Origin of the sequence: Streptomyces sp. NPDC037389, assembly GCF_040636475.1 — a bacterium.
GTDB lineage: Bacteria > Actinomycetota > Actinomycetes > Streptomycetales > Streptomycetaceae > Streptomyces > Streptomyces hesseae.
Genome location: NZ_JBEZUS010000003.1, coordinates 48,615 through 65,823 on the forward strand (window position 1 = coordinate 48,615; position 17,209 = coordinate 65,823).

General features: G+C 72.1%; 16 protein-coding genes. 3 read left to right on the top strand and 13 right to left on the bottom strand.

All coding sequences use genetic code 11. The features are described from left to right. Window positions 1–16: 16 nt before the first annotated feature. From truB to rimP, 7 genes are all read right to left on the bottom strand, one after another. Window positions 17–919: a tRNA pseudouridine(55) synthase TruB gene (truB, locus tag AB0E98_RS07010; protein WP_361699453.1), complete on the bottom strand. Its 903-nt coding sequence runs from the start codon at window positions 917–919 to the stop codon at window positions 17–19. Further along, complete coding sequence (gene rbfA / locus AB0E98_RS07015; RefSeq protein WP_361699455.1) at window positions 919–1,383, bottom strand: 30S ribosome-binding factor RbfA; 465 nt, start codon at window positions 1,381–1,383, stop codon at window positions 919–921. Before rbfA ends, truB begins: the two co-directional genes overlap by 1 nt. Window positions 1,384–1,437: 54 nt before the next feature. Next, complete coding sequence (locus AB0E98_RS07020; RefSeq protein WP_311614080.1) at window positions 1,438–1,734, bottom strand: DUF503 domain-containing protein; 297 nt, start codon at window positions 1,732–1,734, stop codon at window positions 1,438–1,440. A gap of 167 nt (window positions 1,735–1,901) precedes the next feature. After that, window positions 1,902–4,982 carry a translation initiation factor IF-2 gene (gene infB / locus AB0E98_RS07025; RefSeq protein ID WP_361699458.1) on the bottom strand — a complete coding sequence of 1,027 codons (3,081 nt, stop codon included), beginning with the start codon at window positions 4,980–4,982 and terminating at the stop codon, window positions 1,902–1,904. A gap of 157 nt (window positions 4,983–5,139) precedes the next feature. Beyond that, window positions 5,140–5,421 carry a YlxR family protein gene (locus AB0E98_RS07030; RefSeq protein WP_361699460.1) on the bottom strand — a complete coding sequence of 94 codons (282 nt, stop codon included), beginning with the start codon at window positions 5,419–5,421 and terminating at the stop codon, window positions 5,140–5,142. A gap of 210 nt (window positions 5,422–5,631) precedes the next feature. After that, window positions 5,632–6,624 carry a transcription termination factor NusA gene (gene nusA, locus AB0E98_RS07035; RefSeq protein ID WP_361699462.1) on the bottom strand — a complete coding sequence of 331 codons (993 nt, stop codon included), beginning with the start codon at window positions 6,622–6,624 and terminating at the stop codon, window positions 5,632–5,634. A 2-nt stretch (window positions 6,625–6,626) separates the two neighbouring features. Further along, a complete protein-coding gene (gene rimP / locus AB0E98_RS07040; RefSeq protein WP_361699464.1) occupies window positions 6,627–7,163 on the bottom strand; it encodes a ribosome maturation factor RimP in 537 nt (178 codons plus the stop codon). A gap of 241 nt (window positions 7,164–7,404) precedes the next feature. On the opposite strand from rimP, the gene AB0E98_RS07045 reads away from it, so the two are divergent. The 3 genes from AB0E98_RS07045 to AB0E98_RS07055 are packed head-to-tail and all read left to right on the top strand — an operon-like array spanning window position 7,405 to window position 9,387. Next, window positions 7,405–7,971 (top strand): hypothetical protein, encoded by a 567-nt coding sequence (locus AB0E98_RS07045; protein ID WP_361699466.1) that lies wholly within the window; start codon window positions 7,405–7,407, stop codon window positions 7,969–7,971. Then, on the top strand, window positions 7,968–8,414 hold the full coding sequence (locus AB0E98_RS07050) for a ferritin-like domain-containing protein (protein WP_361699468.1): 447 nt from the start codon (window positions 7,968–7,970) through the stop codon (window positions 8,412–8,414). Before AB0E98_RS07045 ends, AB0E98_RS07050 begins: the two co-directional genes overlap by 4 nt. Before the next feature lie 34 nt (window positions 8,415–8,448). Next, the gene (locus AB0E98_RS07055) at window positions 8,449–9,387 is read left to right on the top strand and encodes an aminoglycoside phosphotransferase family protein (protein WP_361699470.1); all 939 of its coding nucleotides are present in this window, start codon (window positions 8,449–8,451) and stop codon (window positions 9,385–9,387) included. A 22-nt stretch (window positions 9,388–9,409) separates the two neighbouring features. Here AB0E98_RS07055 and AB0E98_RS07060 read toward each other — a convergent pair whose 3' ends face one another. The 6 genes from AB0E98_RS07060 to AB0E98_RS07085 form a co-directional block, all read right to left on the bottom strand. Next, window positions 9,410–9,943, bottom strand: a complete 534-nt coding sequence (locus AB0E98_RS07060; RefSeq protein WP_361699472.1) for a GNAT family N-acetyltransferase — start codon at window positions 9,941–9,943, stop codon at window positions 9,410–9,412. Between the two features lie 42 nt (window positions 9,944–9,985). Next, window positions 9,986–10,831 carry a GNAT family N-acetyltransferase gene (locus tag AB0E98_RS07065; protein WP_361699474.1) on the bottom strand — a complete coding sequence of 282 codons (846 nt, stop codon included), beginning with the start codon at window positions 10,829–10,831 and terminating at the stop codon, window positions 9,986–9,988. 155 nt (window positions 10,832–10,986) lie between these two features. Then, window positions 10,987–12,144, bottom strand: coding sequence for a flavodoxin-dependent (E)-4-hydroxy-3-methylbut-2-enyl-diphosphate synthase (gene ispG, locus AB0E98_RS07070; protein ID WP_311614070.1), 1,158 nt, complete (start codon window positions 12,142–12,144; stop codon window positions 10,987–10,989). Between the two features lie 196 nt (window positions 12,145–12,340). Continuing rightward, a complete protein-coding gene (locus tag AB0E98_RS07075) occupies window positions 12,341–13,642 on the bottom strand; it encodes a site-2 protease family protein (RefSeq protein WP_361699477.1) in 1,302 nt (433 codons plus the stop codon). After that, window positions 13,639–14,913: a 1-deoxy-D-xylulose-5-phosphate reductoisomerase gene (dxr, locus tag AB0E98_RS07080; protein WP_361699479.1), complete on the bottom strand. Its 1,275-nt coding sequence runs from the start codon at window positions 14,911–14,913 to the stop codon at window positions 13,639–13,641. The genes AB0E98_RS07075 and dxr overlap by 4 nt, the downstream gene beginning before the upstream one ends. Window positions 14,914–15,082: 169 nt before the next feature. Further along, a complete protein-coding gene (locus AB0E98_RS07085) occupies window positions 15,083–17,017 on the bottom strand; it encodes an acyl-CoA dehydrogenase family protein (RefSeq protein WP_361699481.1) in 1,935 nt (644 codons plus the stop codon). Between the last annotated feature and the right edge of the window lie 192 nt (window positions 17,018–17,209).

The following is a 17,209-nucleotide window of genomic DNA, read 5'->3' on the forward strand; positions in this document are numbered from 1 at the left end:
GGGTCCGCCGACCGCGCTAGACGAAGACCGCCAGGCTCTTGGCCCGGCCGCCCTGGTTCTCCACCAGGACGAGGAAGCGGCCGTCCGGTCCGTAGACCGCGATCGGGCCCGTGGTGTCGAACAGCGGCACCTTGATCCGGACACCGTTGGCCAGCAGCTTGGCCTGTTCCTCGTTCACGTCCCAGCGCTGGAAGGCGGCGGCCGCCGCCTCGGCGACGGGCATCACGCTCAGCTCCTCCTGGAGCTGGTCGAGCGTGCGGGCGTCGCCGATCCCGTAGGGGCCGACGCGGGTGCGCCGCAGCGCCGTGAGGTGGCCGCCGACGCCCGTGTCGGCGCCCAGGTCACGGGCGAGCGCCCGGACGTAGGTGCCGGAGGAGCAGACGACGGACACCAGCAGGTCCTGCACCGGGGTGCCGTCCTCCGCCTGGGCGGGGATCACGGCGTGGAGGGTGAAGGACGAGACGGTCACCGGACGGGCGGGGATCTCGAAGTCCTCGCCCTCGCGCGCCCGCTTGTACGAGCGCACGCCGTCGATCTTGATCGCGCTGACCTTGGACGGGACCTGCATGATCGCGCCGGTGAGCTTGGCGATGCCCGCGTCCATGGCCTCCCGGGTGACCCCGGAGGCGTCGGTGGAGGAGATGATCTCCCCCTCCGCGTCGTCGGTCACCGTGTTCTGCCCGAGGCGGATGGTGGCCACGTACTCCTTCTCGGTCAGCGCGAGGTGACCGAGGAGCTTGGTGGCCCGCTCGACGCCGAGGACGAGCACACCGGTCGCCATCGGGTCGAGCGTCCCCGCGTGGCCGACGCGCCGGGTGCGGGCGATGCCCCGCATCTTGGCGACGACGTCGTGCGAGGTGAAGCCGGCCGGCTTGTCGACGATGATCAAGCCGTCCGGACCGCTGTACTTCTCCTTCATCAGGCGCCGGCGCCCTTTTCGTCGTCCGCGTCCTCGGCGTCTTCGCCCGGCTTGCGGTACGGGTCCGCCTCACCGGCGTAGGCGGCGCCCGAGGACGCATCGCGCACCTGGGCGTCGGAGGCGCGCGCACGGTCGAGGAGGTCCTCGATGGTCCGGGCGTTCTCCGGCAGGGCGTCCGCCACGAAGGTCAGCGTCGGCGTGAACTTGGTGCCCGCCGCCCGGCCGACCTCGGAGCGCAGGATGCCCTTGGCGCTCTCCAGTCCGGCCGCGACGCTGGCGCGCTCCTCGTCGTCACCGTAGACCGTGTAGAAGACCGTAGCCTCCCGCAGGTCACCGGTGACCCGGGTGTCCGTGATGGTCACGTGCGAGCCGAGCCGCGGGTCCTTGATTCCGCGCTGCAGCTTCCGGGCGATGACCTCGCGGATGAGGTCCGCCAGCCTCTTCGCCCGCGCGTTGTCGGCCACTGGTCCGTCTCCTTCTCGTCTTCCTGCATTGTGCTCTCGGCGCCGCCGACGCGCTCAGTCGTCGTGCTCGCCGTGGAACCGCCGTCGTACCGACAGCAGCTCCACCTCGGGCCGTGCGGCGACCAGGCGCTCACAGCGGTCCAGTATGTCCGTGAGGTGCCCCGGGTCCCCGGACACCGCCGCCACCCCGATGGTGGCCCGGCGGTAGAGGTCCTGTTCGCCGACCTCCGCCACGCTCACCGCGTACTTGCGGTGGAGCTCGGCGACGATCGGACGGACGACGGAGCGCTTCTCCTTCAGCGACCGGACGTCACCGAGGAGGATGTCGAAGGACAGAGTCCCTACATACATGTGTAACGGGTGAGGGCCCACCCGGGAGGCGTGTGGGGCACCCCCAGCGGTAGCTGGGGGAGTGTGCCCGTACGTGGTGTACGGACTCCTCGAACCGTACACGCAACGGCCGGGGCCGATCGACGGAAATATTTCTCCGCCGACCGGCCCCGGTCGAGCTACACGGTTCAGCCGCGCGGCTTCTCGCGCATCTCGTACGTCGCGATGACGTCGTCGATCTTGATGTCGTTGAAGTTTCCGAGGTTGATACCACCCTCGAAGCCTTCGCGGATCTCGGTGACGTCGTCCTTGAAACGACGCAGACCGACGATGTTGAGCTCCTCCGCGATGACCTTGCCGTCGCGGATGAGGCGCGCCTTGGTGTTGCGCTTGACCTCGCCGGAGCGGATGAGAACACCCGCGATGTTGCCCAGCTTGGACGAGCGGAAGATCTCGCGGATCTCCGCCGTACCGAGCTCGACCTCTTCGTACTCCGGCTTCAGCATGCCCTTGAGGGCCGCCTCGATCTCCTCGATCGCCTGGTAGATGACCGAGTAGTAGCGGACGTCGACGCCCTCGCGCTCGGCCATCTGCGTGGCACGGCCCTCGGCGCGGACGTTGAAGCCGATGACGATGGCGTCGGAGCCGGTCGCCAGGTTGATGTCCGACTCGGTGACCGCACCCACACCGCGGTGCAGCACGCGGATCTCGACCTCTTCGCCGACGTCGAGCTGGAGCAGCGAGGACTCGAGAGCCTCCACCGAACCGGACGCGTCGCCCTTGATGATGATGTTGAGATCCTGCACCAGACCGGCCTTGAGCACCTTGTCGAGGTCCTCGAGGGACACCCGGCGGGTGCGCTTGGCGAAGGCGGCGTTGCGCTCGCGCGCAGCGCGCTTCTCGGCGATCTGGCGGGCCGTACGGTCCTCGTCGACGACGAGGAAGTTGTCGCCGGCGCCCGGGACGTTGGTCAGACCGAGGACGAGGACCGGAGTCGACGGACCCGCCTCCTCCACGTTCTGGCCCTTGTCGTCGAGCATCGCGCGGACACGACCGTAGGCGTCACCGGCGACCATCGTGTCGCCGACGCGGAGGGTACCGCGCTGGACGAGGACGGTGGCCACGGCGCCGCGACCGCGGTCGAGGTGGGCCTCGATCGCGATGCCCTGCGCGTCCTGCTCCGCGTTGGCGCGCAGGTCGAGCGCGGCGTCGGCGGTGAGGACGACGGCCTCGAGCAGCTTGTCGATGTTCAGACCCTGCTTGGCGGAGATGTCGACGAACATCGTGTCGCCGCCGTACTCCTCGGCCACCAGACCGAACTCGGTGAGCTGACCGCGCACCTTGGTCGGGTCGGCACCCTCGACGTCGATCTTGTTGACCGCGACCACGATCGGCACGTCGGCCGCCTTGGCGTGGTTCAGGGCCTCGATCGTCTGCGGCATGACACCGTCGTTGGCCGCCACCACGAGGATCGCGATGTCGGTCGACTTGGCACCACGGGCACGCATGGCGGTGAACGCCTCGTGACCCGGGGTGTCGATGAAGGTGATCTTGCGCTCTTCGTCGTTGACCTCGGTCGCGACCTGGTAGGCACCGATGTGCTGGGTGATGCCACCGGCCTCGCCCGCGACCACGTTGGTCTTGCGGATCGCGTCGAGGAGTCGCGTCTTACCGTGGTCGACGTGACCCATGACGGTCACGACCGGCGGACGCGCGACGAGCATCTCCTCGCCGCCCTCGTTCTCACCGAACTCGATGTCGAAGGACTCGAGCAGCTCGCGGTCCTCCTCCTCGGGGCTGACGATCTGAACCTGGTAGTTCATCTCGCCGCCGAGGAGCTGCAGCGTCTCGTCGGAGACGGACTGCGTGGCCGTGACCATCTCGCCGAGGTTCATCATCACGGCGACGAGCGACGCCGGGTTGGCGCCGATCTTCTCCGCGAAGTCGGTGAGGGAGGCACCACGGGAGAGACGGATGGTCTCGCCGCCGCCGCGCGGCAGCATCACGCCGCCCACGGACGGGGCCTGCATGGCCTCGTACTCCTGGCGACGCTGGCGCTTGGACTTGCGGCCACGACGGGCCGGACCACCGGGACGGCCGAAGGCGCCCTGCGTGCCACCACGGGCACCCGGACCACCGGGACGACCGGCGAAGCCGCCACCCGGACGACCGGCGAAGCCGCCGCCGCCACCGCCACCGGGGCCACCGCCACCGGGACGGCCGGCGAAGCCGCCGCCACCACCGGGACGACCGCCGCCACCCGGACCGGCCGGACGACCGGCGAAGCCGGGACGACCGGCACCGCCGCCGGGACGACCCGCGCCGCCACCGGGACCGCGACCGCCGCCACCGGGGCCCGGACGCGGGCCGGCAGCGGGACGCTGCGGCATCATGCCGGGGTTCGGACGGTTACCGGCCGGGGCACCGCCGGGACGCGGCGCGCCACCGGGAGCCTGCGGACGGGGCATGCCGCCGGGCGTCGGACGGGGACCGCCCTGACCCTGCGGACGCGGGGCGCCGCCGGGGCCGCCCTGCGGACGGGGAGCACCGGGACCGCCGGCACCCGGACGCGGGGCGCCACCCGGACGGGGGGCCTGCGGACGGGCCATGCCGGTGGAGCCACCGGAGGTGAAGGGGTTGTTGCCCGGACGGGGACCGGCCGGACGGGCGCCACCGGGACGCGGGGCACGCTCGCCGGGACCACCGGCACGCGGGGCACGCTCGCCGCCGGGACGGCCACCCTCACGCTGACCGGCGGGACCCGGACGGGCACCACCGGGGCGGGGGGCACCGGGACGCGGCGCGGCGGGGCGCTCGGACGGCGTGGCCGGGGCCGGGGCCGGCGCGGAGAACTCCGCGGCGGGCACCGGGGTGACCGGAGCCGGCTTGGCCGGGGCGGCCGGAGCGGGCTTCGGGCCCGGACGCGGACCGGGCGTCGGCGCGGGGCCGGCGGCCGGCGTCGCCGCGGCGGGCTTGGGGGCCGCGGCCGGCTTGGGGGCCGGGGCGGCGGGACGGGGGGCCTGTGCACCCGGAGTGGGGGCACCAGGCTTCGCGGGCGCGGCCTTGCGCGGCGCCGCGGGCTTCGCAGCGGACTTGCCGGCGCTGCCGCCGGGCCCCTGCAATGCGTCAGTCAACTTACGGACGACCGGCGCCTCGATGGTCGAGGACGCCGAACGGACGAATTCACCAAGTTCTTGGAGCTTGGCCATGACGACCTTGCTCTCCACTCCGAACTCCTTGGCGAGTTCGTATACCCGGACCTTAGCCACTTCGCTCCTTCTAGGTCCGGGTGTCCGCCGGACCGTCGCTACTTCATGGGCGTACTCATCGCGTACTCATCGAGTGCTCATCGCAATCTCGACCTACTTCCAACTCGCGAGGTACCTGACATGGGTCATCCCCGCGCGTAAACGCGCGGGCCGATCTCTACTGCTGACCGGTCTGTTCGACATACCGGCGGAGCTCCGCCGTGTCGAGCGGCCCCGGGACCTTGAAGGCCCGGAGGAACGCCCGGCGGCGCACCGCCAGATCGAGGCAGACCAGTGTGGGATGCACGGAGGCACCCCGGCCGGGCAGCGTACCGCGAGGGTCGGGGACGCACGATCCCTCGATCACCACGGTCCGCAGCAGTTCACCCTTGGCCGCTCGCTCCCGGCACCCCACACAGGTGCGCTCAGGGCATGCGCGGGCATGCGTCCGGCCAGACACTGGTTAAGTCTACCTCCCCGCGCGGACCTCACCCCTTCGGGGCACTGGTCGTGCACGTATGCGTTTCGGCCATGATCGGCTGGTTTCCCGGGTCCGTCCCGGCTCCGCCAAGGGCGGAAGCGGCCCGCCATGGTCGTTTTACGGACCTTTCGGGGCCGCTCGGGGCGCCGTGTGCACGCCCCCCGCCGCTTCCGGACGCCGGTACGCGACTCAGTCGCGCTCGGGCTGCTGCTCGGTGTCCGGACGGATGTCGATCCGCCAGCCGGTCAGCCGGGCCGCGAGCCGGGCGTTCTGCCCTTCCTTGCCGATGGCGAGGGAGAGCTGGTAGTCGGGGACGGTCACCCGGGCGGAGCGGGCGGCCATGTCGACGACCTCCACCTTGCTCACCCGAGCGGGGGACAGCGCGTGCGCCACCAGCTCGGCCGGGTCGTCCGACCAGTCGACGATGTCGATCTTCTCGCCGTGCAGCTCGGCCATGACCGCGCGGACGCGGCCGCCCATCGGGCCGATGCAGGCGCCCTTGGCGTTGAGGCCGGAACGGGTCGAACGCACCGCGATCTTGGTGCGGTGACCGGCCTCGCGGGCGATGGCGGCGATCTCCACCGAGCCGTCCGCGATCTCCGGGACCTCCATGGCGAAGAGCTTCTTCACCAGGTTGGGGTGGGTACGCGAAAGGGTCACGGACGGGCCGCGGACACCCTTGGCCACACGGACGACATACGTCCGCAGCCGGGTGCCGTGCTTGTACTCCTCGCCCGGGACCTGCTCCTGGACCGGCAGGATGGCTTCCAGCTTGCCGATGTCGACCAGGACGTTCTTGGGGTCCTTGCCCTGCTGCACGACGCCCGCGACGACGTCGCCCTCACGGCCGGCGAACTCACCGAAAGTGATCTCGTCCTCGGCGTCGCGCAGACGCTGGAGGATGACCTGCTTCGCGGTGGTCGCGGCGATCCGGCCGAAGCCGGAGGGGGTGTCGTCGAACTCGCGCGGCTCCTCGCCCTCGGCGAGGTCCTGCGGGTCCTCCTTGGCCCACACCGTCACATGCCCGGTCGACCGGTCCAGCTCCACGCGGGCGCGGCGGCGGCTTCCCTCGGTGCGGTGGTAGGCGATGAGGAGGGCCGACTCGATCGCCTCGACCAGCAGGTCGAAGGAGATCTCCTTCTCTCGCACCAGACCCCGCAGGGCACTCATGTCGATGTCCACGGCTACGCCTCCTCTTGAATCTCGTCGGATTCGTCTTCTTCGGCCGCGGCGTCGCCCGCGGCCGTCTTGCGGTTGAACTCGATCTCCACACGCGCCTTCGCGATCTCGGCGAAGGCCAGGCGGCGGGCGGTGGGCTTACGGCCCTTGACGCCCGGCACCTCCAGGTCGAGCCCCTCGTCGTCCACGGCGACGATCCGCGCGACGAGCTCGCCGCCCTCGGTGAGCTGTGCCTTGATCAGCCGGCCGGTGGCCCGGACGTAGTGCCGGACCTGCGTCAGGGGACGGTCGGCACCCGGAGAGGTGACCTCGAGAACGTAGGGGGCCCCGCCCATCGCATCGGTCTCGTCGAGCGCGGCGGAGATGTCGCGGCTCAGGTCCGCGCACGCGTCCAGCTGGACGCCCTCGTCGGAATCGACCACGATGCGCAGCACACGCCGCTTTCCGGCCGGTGTCACCTCGACCTCTTCCAGCTCCAGCTCCCGCGCGCTCACGAGAGGGGCCAGCAGCTCGCGCAGCCGCTCGCTCTGGGTGGTGCTCATCCGGGTGACTCCTCGGCCGCGTGTGCTGTTGTGGGAAAGACGCGTGTCAGGTCAAAGCCTATCTGTTCCGGCAGCCGACTGACGATTCGGTGCCCGGTCCACGGCCGTCGGGTCCCGCGCCGGTACGCTCGCGTGCGGCGATCACTCGGGGCCAGGCCCGTGGAACGCCCGCCCCACCAGGACCCCGACGGGCCGGCGTGCCCGGCGCGCCGCACAGAGCCCACCAGGCGGAAAGAGGAACGTGCCGCTCACGACGACGACGCGGGGCGCGAACGGCCCGCGCAGACGCAGGGTACTGGCGGGCGGTGCCGCCGCCCTGCTGGCCGGCGGCGCCGGCGCGCTGCTCTCCGCCTGTTCCTCCGCCTCCTCCGGCGGCCCGGACGCCGCCGAACGCTCCCCCGGCGCGGCACGGCTGAGGGAGCGTGCGGCGCGGGACACGGCCGCGCTGCTGGAGCGGTACGACGCCACGCTCGCCGCGCACACCGCCCTGACGGACCGGCTGCGGCCGCTGCGGGCCGAAGTCGCGCGGCACGCCGAGGCGTTCGCCGCCCCTGGGGCGGAGTCCCCGTCAGCTTCCGCCTCGGCCTCGTCCTCCGCCTCGGCGTCGCCCGCCGCGCCGGCCGCGCGCGTCGAGGTGCCCGGGGAGGAGAAGGCGGCGCTGGCCGCCCTCGCGGACGCCGAGCGACGCACCGCCGACGCCCGGACCACCGCCCTCGGATCCGCGCCGCCCGAGCTCGCCCGGCTCCTCGCCTCGGTGGCGGCGGCGGGCGCCGCGCACGCCTATCTGCTGACGGAGGGCGGCTCATGACGGCGGCTCGGGCCGGGCGCGCCCGGCAGGAGACGGTGGGCGCCCCGCCGGCGGCGCTCGCGGCCGAGCACGCGACGGTCTACGGCTACGGGATCGTCGGCGGGCGTGTCGACGACACGCGGGCGGGCGAGGCCCGTGAGGCCCACGACGCCCACCGGGCCCGGCGGGACGCGATGAGCCGCGCGGTACGGGCGCTGGGCGCCGAGCCGGAGGCGGCCGCCGCCGCGTACGCCCTGCCCTTCCCCGTAGCGGACGGGGAGGCGGCGGTGCGGCTCGCGGCGGAGCTGGAGCGGCGGCTGACAGCGGTCTACGCCGACCTCGTCCGGGCCGCCACGGGCGGTCTGCGCGCCGAGGCGGCGGCCGGTCTGCGGGAGGCGGCGGTCCGGGCGGTGCGCTGGAGCGGTGGCAGCGTAGCCTTCCCTGGGCTCGCCGATCGGGCCTGATCAGCGCAGAAGGCAGGAAAGGGAACGCTCAGGGATGGCCATCACGAACGACCGCCTCGAACCGCCGCAGCGGCTGGTTCGGACCCTGAGCGCGGACCCCGCCGTCGGCGAGGCCGCCCGCCGGTGGCTCTCGGACCTCCCGGGCATCGCCCGGGAGTGGCTGACGCGCTGGGAGCTGACACCCGAACGGGTGCAGTGTCCCGGCGGCCGCACCAGCATGGTCGTCCTCGTCCGGCAGGCCGACGGCACGCCCGCCGCGCTCAAGCTCTCCCCGCCCGACGGCACGACCGCCGCCGAGCACACGGCACTCGCCCACTGGGACGGCCGCTCGGCCGTCCGCCCGCTGCGCGTGGACGCCGAGGGCGGTGCGCTGCTCCTGGAGCGGCTGCACGCCGACGTCAGCCTGCGCTCGCTGGCCGAGCAGAAGGCGCAGCTGGAGGCGGCGGCGACGCTCCAGCGGCTGTGGGTGGCGCCGCCCGCCGAGGAGCACCCTCTCGCCACCGTGACCGACCGCTCGGCGGCGCTGGCCGAGGCGCTGCGCGCGTGGCGCGAGCTGCCGTGGGCGGCGGACGCCCGGGAGCTGGTCGACGAGGCCGTCGAGCTGCGGGACGGCCTGACGGCGGACGCCCCGGCGGAGCCGCCGGTGCTGCTGCACGGCGAGTACCACCAGGGCAACGTCCTGGCAGCCGACCGTGTGCCGTGGCTGGCGATCGCGCCCCGCCCGCTGGTGGGCGAGCGGGCGTACGACCTGGCGTGGCTGGTGCGCGACCGGCCCGACACGCTGCTGGCGGCGCCGGGCGCGGCGGCCGCGGCGCGCCGGCGGGTGACGAAGCTGGCGGAGTCCCTGGAGGTCGACGCGGACCGGCTGCGCGGGTGGACGGTGTTCCGGGCGACGGCAGCCGGGATGCGGGAGCTGTCGCTGGGCGGGCGTGGCCGGGGCGAACTCCTCCTGGAGTTCGCGGACTTGCTGTGACACTCCCCAGGACGTCCCGTGCTCACCCCAGCAACGGCAGCGGAGCCCCCATCACCGCGTACGGACTTGCCGCGCTGGGGAAGGCCACATGGCGGGCCAGGTCGCGGTAGCCCAGCTTGCGGTAGAGCGCCCGGGCGGGGCTCTCCTTGTCGATGGCGGAGAGGATGGAGCGGGGCTCCTCGGCGTCGGCTGTGATCGTCGTGATGAGGGTGCGGCCGATCCGCCGGTTCTGGTAGGCGGGGTGGACGTGCAGTTCGGTGATGACGAAGGCCTCGTCCAGCCAGCCGTCCAGTCCGTTGGCGCGGAGATACGGCTCGACGACCGTGGACCACCAGTGCGTCCGGTCGTTGGGCATGCCGTAGACGAAGCCCACCAGGCGGTCCTCGGGCGTGGTGGCGCCCAGGGCCCGGGCGCCGGGGGAGGTGAGGTGCCGGAGCACGATGTGGCGCCGGACGTCGACCTCCTCGGGTGTCAGCCCGAAGGCGAGGGCCTGGACGGCCAGCGCCTCGTCCACCCGGGAGGCCAGGTCGAGCGGGCCGACCACGATGTCATCCATGCCCGGGAGGCTACCCGTGCGGGATCCAGATCCCGTGCCTCATCAGAACAGCACGCTCATGAACGCGCCGACTTCATGGAAGCCCACGCGGCGGTAGGTGGCGCGCGCGGCGGTGTTGTAGTCGTTGACGTAGAGGCTCACCACGGGGGCGACCTCGCGCAGCGCGTAGCCGAGCACGGCGGCCATGCCGGTCACGGACAGCCCCTTGCCCCGGTGTTCGGGGGCGACCCAGACGCCCTGGATCTGGCAGGCCAGGTCCGTGGCGGCGCCGATCTCGGCCTTGAAGACGACGCGGCCGTTCTCCACGCGGGCGAAGGAGCGCCCGGAGCCGACGAGCTCGGCGACGCGTGCCTGGTAGAGCAGGCCGCCGTCGCCCGCGAGCGGGGAGATGCCGACCTCCTCGGTGAACATGGCCACGCACGCGGGCATGATCGTCTCCATCTCGTCCTTGCGGACGCGGCGGACGAGGGCATCGGGGGCGATCCCGGCGGGCATGGCCCGGGTGACCATGAGCGGCTGGTGGGGGCGGACCTCGCGGGCGGGGCCCCAGTGGGGCTCCAGCAGGCTCCACAGCTCGGCCGTGGCCGGGGCGGGGCCGACGATGGAGGAGCAGCGGCGTCCGCTCCGGCGGGCACGATCGGCGAAGGCGCGTACGGCCTCGGGGCCGGCGCACATGGGGACGAGGTTGGCGCCGGCGTAACAGAGGGATTCCAGGCGGCCGCCCGCGTACCAGCCCCACATCTCGCCGCCGAGCCGCCAGGGGTCCAGGCCGGCGATCTTGACCCGGGCTGCGACGAAGGCGTTGGCGACGGGATCGCGGTCGAGGACGGCGAGGGCGGCGTCGAGATCGCCGGGCTCCAGGACCCTGGTGGTGGTCGTCGTCAGCACGTGTCGCAATGCCTCACCGTCGCGGGCCCGAGGCCGGGGGAATCAGGTCCTGGCACTGTACCTCCCGGCCCCGTCGCCCACCCGCCATGCCGCCGATATGGCGCCGCCCCGCCCGGTGCGCGGACGGGGCGGGGCGGAAGCGGGGGTGCGGGCGGTCAGCCCGCGACGCTGATGGTGGGCTCGCCGGAGGCGACGCCGTCCTTCTCCATCTGCTCGGCGATCTTCATCGCCTCCTCGATGAGGGTCTCCACGATCTTCGACTCGGGGACGGTCTTGATGACCTCGCCCTTCACGAAGATCTGGCCCTTGCCGTTGCCGGAGGCGACGCCGAGGTCGGCCTCGCGGGCCTCGCCCGGGCCGTTGACGACGCAGCCCATGACGGCGACGCGCAGGGGCACCTCCATGCCCTCCAGGCCCGCGGTGACCTCCTCGGCCAGCTTGTAGACGTCGACCTGGGCGCGGCCGCAGGACGGGCAGGAGACGATCTCCAGCCGGCGCTGGCGGAGGTTGAGGGACTCCAGGATCTGGATGCCGACCTTGATCTCCTCGGCCGGCGGGGCGGAGAGGGAGACCCGGATGGTGTCGCCGATGCCCTCGGAGAGCAGGGCACCGAAGGCGACGGCGGACTTGATGGTGCCCTGGAACGCCGGGCCGGCCTCGGTGACGCCCAGGTGCAGCGGGTAGTCGCACTGGGCGGCCAGCTGACGGTAGGCGTTGACCATCACGACGGGGTCGTTGTGCTTGACCGAGATCTTGATGTCGCGGAAGCCGTGCTCCTCGAAGAGCGACGCCTCCCAGAGGGCGGACTCGACCAGCGCCTCGGGGGTGGCCTTGCCGTACTTCTGGAGCAGGCGACGGTCCAGCGAGCCGGCGTTCACACCGATGCGGATCGGGGTCCCGGCGTCGCCGGCGGCCTTGGCGATCTCCTTGACCTTGTCGTCGAACTGCTTGATGTTGCCGGGGTTGACCCGGACCGCGGCGCACCCGGCGTCGATGGCGGCGAAGACGTACTTCGGCTGGAAGTGGATGTCGGCGATCACCGGGATCTGCGACTTCCTGGCGATGATCGGCAGCGCGTCGGCGTCGTCCTGGGTCGGGCACGCGACGCGGACGATCTGGCAGCCGGAGGCGGTCAGCTCGGCGATCTGCTGGAGGGTGGCGCCGATGTCGGAAGTGCGGGTCGTCGTCATCGACTGGACCGAGACGGGGGCGTCGCCGCCGACGGCCACGGAGCCGACCTGGATCTTGCGGCTGACCCGGCGGTCGGCGAGCTTGGTCGGAACGGAAGGCATTCCAAGCGAAATCGCTGTCATCTGGCGAGCAACCCCAAGGTTTGAATCATGGTCCCGAGATCGGCGGGCTCCGGCATCCGAGGTTACGGCACGGGATCCCTTCGGGGCACATCCACCAGTCCCTGCCGGGAGGCACGCTCGCGGCGGGCCGGTGCGCTTGTCCTCAAACGCCGGACGGGCCGAATCCGGCCCGTCCGGCGTTTGAGGACCGGGCCGACTACGTCAGCCGCACCGGGTTGACCACGTCCGCGATCAGCACCAGCAGCGTGAAGCAGACGAAAATACCCGCCACCACATACGCCACCGGCATCAGCTTCGCCACGTCGAACGGACCGGGGTCCGGCCGCCGGAAGACCTTGGCGAGGTTCCGCCGGACCGACTCCCACAGCGCGCCCGCGATGTGCCCGCCGTCCAGCGGGAGCAGCGGCAGCATGTTGAAGAGGAACAGCGAGAGGTTGAAGCCGGCGACCAGGAAGAGCATGGTCGCGATCTGCTGCGACGGCGGGATGTCGAGGTTGAACACCTCGCCGCCGACGCGGGCCGCGCCGACCACGCCCATCGGCGAGTCGGGCTTGCGCTCGCCGCCGTCGAAGGCCGCGTTCCACAGGTCCGGGATCTTGCCGGGCAGGGCGATCAGCGACTCCACGCCGGACTGGACCATGTCGCCCATGCGGTCGACGGACTGGCCGAAGGACTGCTGGACGACGCCCGTGGCCGGGGTGAAGCCGAGGAAGCCCGCGGTGACGTACTCGCCCTTGATGGGCGTGCCCTTGCCGTCGTACTTCTGGACCTGGTTGGAGATGAGGTCCGCGCGGAGGGTCTTCTCGACGCCGTCGCGGACGACGGTGATCGTGGCCGGTCCGGTGGTCCTGCGGATCTCCTTCTGGAGCGTGGTCCAGCCGTCGACCTTGTGGCCGTCGAAGGCGACGATCCGGTCCTTGGGCTGGAGGCCGGCCGCCTTGGCCGGGGAGTCCTTGGCTCCCTTGGGGCACTTGTCGGTGGCGGCGCTGGCGGAGACCACGCAGTCCGAGACGGCCGAGACGGTGGTCGTCTGGGTGTTGACGCCGAAGGACATCATCACGCCGAGGAAGATCGCGACGGCCAGGACCAGGTTCATGAACGGGCCGGCGAACATCACGATCACGCGCTTCCATGGCTTGCGCGTGTAGAACATCCGGGTCTCGTCGCCCGGCTGGAGCTCCTCGTACGCCGCCGAGCGGGCGTCCTCGATCATGCCGCGCCACGGGGAGGTGGAGCGGGCGCTTATCCGGCCGTCCTCGCCGGGCGGGAACATGCCGATCATGCGGATGTAGCCGCCGAGCGGGACGGCCTTGACCCCGTACTCGGTCTCGCCCTTCCGCCGCGACCACAGCGTCGGCCCGAAGCCGACCATGTACTGCGGCACACGGATGCCGAACATCTTCGCCGTGGACAGGTGCCCCAGCTCGTGCCAGGCGATGGAGAAGAGCAGGCCCACCACGAAGACGACTATCCCGAGGATCGTCATCAGTGTCGTCATGCGCGGGCCTCCGAGGTCGCTTGCGTCGTACGGCCGCCCGTGCGGGCCGCCAGTTCACGGGCCCGGGCGCGGGCCCAGGTCTCCGCCTCCAGGACGTCCGAGAGGGTCAGGCGGGTTCCCACGGCGGGGGTGCCGTGCTCCGCGACCACCTCGGCGACGGTGTCCACGATCCCATTGAACGGCAGGTGTCCGCTCAGGAACGCGTCGACGCACTCCTCGTTCGCGGCGTTGAAGACGGCCGGGGCGGTCCCGCCGAGCGTACCGACGTGCCGGGCCAGGCCCACGGACGGGAAGGCCTCGTCGTCGAGCGGGAAGAATTCCCAGGTGGAGGCCTTGGACCAGTCGAAGGCGGGGGCGGCGTCGGGCACCCGCTCGGGCCAGCCCAGGCCGATGGCGATGGGGCCGCGCATGTCCGGCGGGGTCGCCTGCGCGAGGGTGGAGCCGTCGGTGAATTCCACCATCGAGTGGACGTACGACTGCGGGTGGACGACGACCTCGATGCGCTCGAACGGGATGTCGTAGAGCAGGTGGGCCTCGATGACCTCCAGGCCCTTGTTGACCAGGGTGGCGGAGTTGATCGTGATCACCGGGCCCATGGACCACGTGGGGTGCGCCAGGGCGTCCTTCGGGGTGACGGTGGCCAGCTCGGCCTTCGTCCGGCCGCGGAAGGGGCCGCCGGAGGCCGTGACGACCAGCTTGCGGACCTCGGCGCGGGTGCCGCCCAGGAGTGCCTGGAAGAGCGCGGCGTGCTCGGAGTCGACCGGGATGATCTGGCCGGGCCTGGCGAGGGCCTTCACCAGCGGACCGCCGACGATCAGCGACTCCTTGTTGGCCAGGGCCAGGGTGCGGCCCGCCTCCAGGGCGGCGAGGGTGGGGGCCAGGCCGATGGAGCCGGTGATGCCGTTGAGGACCGTGTGGCACTCACCGCGGGCCACCTCGGTGGCCGCGTCCGGGCCCGCCAGGATCTCCGGCAGCGGCTCGGTACCGTAGCGCGCGGCCAGCGCCTCGCGCAGCGCGGGCGCCTTGTCCGCCCGCGCCACGGCCACCGTGCGGACCCGCAGTCTGTGCGCCTGCTCCGCCAGGAGCTCCACCCGCCCGCCGGCGGCGGACAGCGCGGTCACCGTGAACCGCTCGGGATTGCGCAGCACCAGGTCGATGGCCTGGGTGCCGATCGAGCCGGTCGAGCCGAGGATCACGATGTCGCGCGGGCCGTCGTGGTCACGGCCGGGGGCGGAGTAACGCAGGTGGGGGTCAGCGAGGCAGTCCGTCATCCCCCCATCATCCCCCCTGCGTTTCGCCCCGCGGCCATGCCCCGACGTCGTACGCTGCTGCCCTGCTTCCGGGCAGCGGTCAGGGCTTGACCGTCATAAGGCTCTGCGGAGCCGAGTGAGAAGCTGCCCCGCAGAGGGCGGCGGAGTCACTGTGGCCGTACCGCCGGGCTCAGCGAATGGGCCGGTGCACGTTGGCGGCCTTTGAAGGACCGGGGGTGGCGTCGGCGATCCAGGGGCCCTCGCCGCTGGGGTCGACGATGCCGTTCTCGAGCCACTCGTACGAGCCCGCCAGCACCCCGGAGACGACCTTGCGGTCGAGGTCGTCGGTGTTGGTCCACAGCCGCCGGAAGAGCTCCTCCACCCGGATGCGGGACTGCCGGCAGAAGGCGTCGGCGAGCTGGTACGCCTCGGCGCCGTTCTCGCCGCGCAGGCGCAGGTGCTCGGCGCGGACGCAGGCGGCGCTCATCGCGAAGAGCTCGGCGCCGATGTCGACGATCCGGCCGAGGAAGCCCTGCTTGGTCTCCATGCGGCCCTGCCAGCGGGACATGGCGTAGAAGGTGGAACGGGCGAGCTTGCGCGAGGACCGCTCGGCGTACCGCAGATGGCCGGAGAGGTCGCGGTGGCCGGCCGGGTGGAACTCGGAGTACGTGCGCGGCAGCTGTCCGGGACCCGCGACGAGCCTGGGCAGCCAGCGGGCGTAGAAGCCGCCCGCGCGGGCGCCGGCCCGTGCCTTGTCGCCCAGGGACTTGTCCGGGTCGATGAGGTCGCCGGCCACGGAGAGGTGGGCGTCGACGGCCTCGCGGGCGATCAGCAGGTGCATGATCTCGGTGGAGCCCTCGAAGATCCGGTTGATGCGCGAGTCGCGCAGCATCTGCTCGGCGGGGACCGCGCGCTCGCCCCGGGCGGCGAGCGAGTCGGCGCTCTCGTAGCCCCGGCCGCCGCGGATCTGGACCAGCTCGTCCGTCATCAGCCAGGCCATCTCGCTGGCGTAGAGCTTGGCGAGGGCGGCCTCGATACGGATGTCGTTGCGCTCCTCGTCCGCCATCTGGCTGGACAGGTCGACGACCGCCTCCAGGGCGAAGGTGGTGGCGGCGATGAAGGAGATCTTCGAGCCGACGGCCTCGTGCTTGGCGATGGGCTTGCCCCACTGCTCGCGGGCCGAGGACCACTCGCGGGCGATCTTCAGGGCCCATTTGCCGCTCGCCGCGCACATGGCGGGGATGGACAGCCGACCGGTGTTGAGCGTGGTCAGCGCGATCTTCAGACCGGAGCCCTCGGGGCCGATCCGGTTGGCGGCGGGCACCCGCACCTGGTGGAAGCGGGTGACGCCGTTCTCGATGCCGCGCAGGCCCATGAAGGCGTTGCGGTTCTCCACGGTGACGCCCTCGGCGGCCGCCTCGACCACGAAGGCGGTGATGCCGCCCTTGTGCCCCTCGCTCCTCGGCACCCGCGCCATCACGACGAGCAGGTCGGCGACGACGCCGTTGGTCGTCCACAGCTTCACGCCGTCGAGGACGTAGTCGTCCCCGTCGGGCACGGCGCCGGTCGCCAGCCGGGCCGGGTCGGAACCCACGTCCGGCTCGGTGAGCAGGAAGGCGGTGATGTCCGTGCGCGCGCAGCGCGGCAGGAACTTCTCCTTCTGCTCCTGCGTGCCGAAGAGCTTCAGCGGCTGGGGCACGCCGATCGACTGGTGCGCGGAGAGCAGCGCGCCGACGACGGGGCTCGCGGAGCCGACGAGGGCGAGGGCCCTGTTGTAGTAGACGTGGTTGAGCCCGAGCCCGCCGTACTTGACGTCGATCTTCATGCCGAAGGCGCCGAGCTCCTTGAGCCCGTTGACAGTCTCGTCGGGGATCTTCGCCTCGCGCTCGATGAGCGCGCCGTCGAGCCGGGTCTCGCAGAATTCCCGGAGCTTGCCGAGGAACTCCTCGCCCCGCCGGACGTCGTCCGGCGCCGGGGTGGGATGCGGGTGGATCAGATCGAGCCGGAACCGGCCGAGGAAGAGCTCCTTGGCGAAACTGGGTTTCTTCCAGTCCTGCTCGCGCGCCGCTTCGGCGACCTGGCGCGCCTCGCGCTCGGAGACCGGTCGTACGGATGGTGCGGTCATGTGGCACCTCACCGCGTGAGTCGGGGTGATGGTCCCGGTCGACTACCGACCGGTGCTACTCGTCCGTATGTACCTACCCGATCCGTACCGGATCTACCAGCCCCCGCGCAAGACGGGGGGGGGGCCGGCCGCCCGGCGCGGGGCGGCGCGCGGCCGTCCGCGGGAGCGCGGAAGTCAAGACAAACACAAAAA

What these genes read in the sequence shown, in the direction of transcription:
- dxr (WP_361699479.1), bottom strand. Translation starts at nt 14,913, where the DNA reads ATGACGGACTGCCTCGCTGACCCCCACCTGCGTTACTCCGCCCCCGGC.
- rimP (WP_361699464.1), bottom strand. Translation starts at nt 7,163, where the DNA reads ATGAGCACCACCCAGAGCGAGCGGCTGCGCGAGCTGCTGGCCCCTCTC.
- AB0E98_RS07075 (WP_361699477.1), bottom strand. Translation starts at nt 13,642, where the DNA reads ATGACGACACTGATGACGATCCTCGGGATAGTCGTCTTCGTGGTGGGC.
- ispG (WP_311614070.1), bottom strand. Translation starts at nt 12,144, where the DNA reads ATGACAGCGATTTCGCTTGGAATGCCTTCCGTTCCGACCAAGCTCGCC.
- AB0E98_RS07085 (WP_361699481.1), bottom strand. Translation starts at nt 17,017, where the DNA reads ATGACCGCACCATCCGTACGACCGGTCTCCGAGCGCGAGGCGCGCCAG.
- truB (WP_361699453.1), bottom strand. Translation starts at nt 919, where the DNA reads ATGAAGGAGAAGTACAGCGGTCCGGACGGCTTGATCATCGTCGACAAG.
- AB0E98_RS07050 (WP_361699468.1), top strand. Translation starts at nt 7,968, where the DNA reads ATGACGGCGGCTCGGGCCGGGCGCGCCCGGCAGGAGACGGTGGGCGCC.
- AB0E98_RS07060 (WP_361699472.1), bottom strand. Translation starts at nt 9,943, where the DNA reads ATGGATGACATCGTGGTCGGCCCGCTCGACCTGGCCTCCCGGGTGGAC.
- AB0E98_RS07055 (WP_361699470.1), top strand. Translation starts at nt 8,449, where the DNA reads ATGGCCATCACGAACGACCGCCTCGAACCGCCGCAGCGGCTGGTTCGG.
- AB0E98_RS07020 (WP_311614080.1), bottom strand. Translation starts at nt 1,734, where the DNA reads ATGTATGTAGGGACTCTGTCCTTCGACATCCTCCTCGGTGACGTCCGG.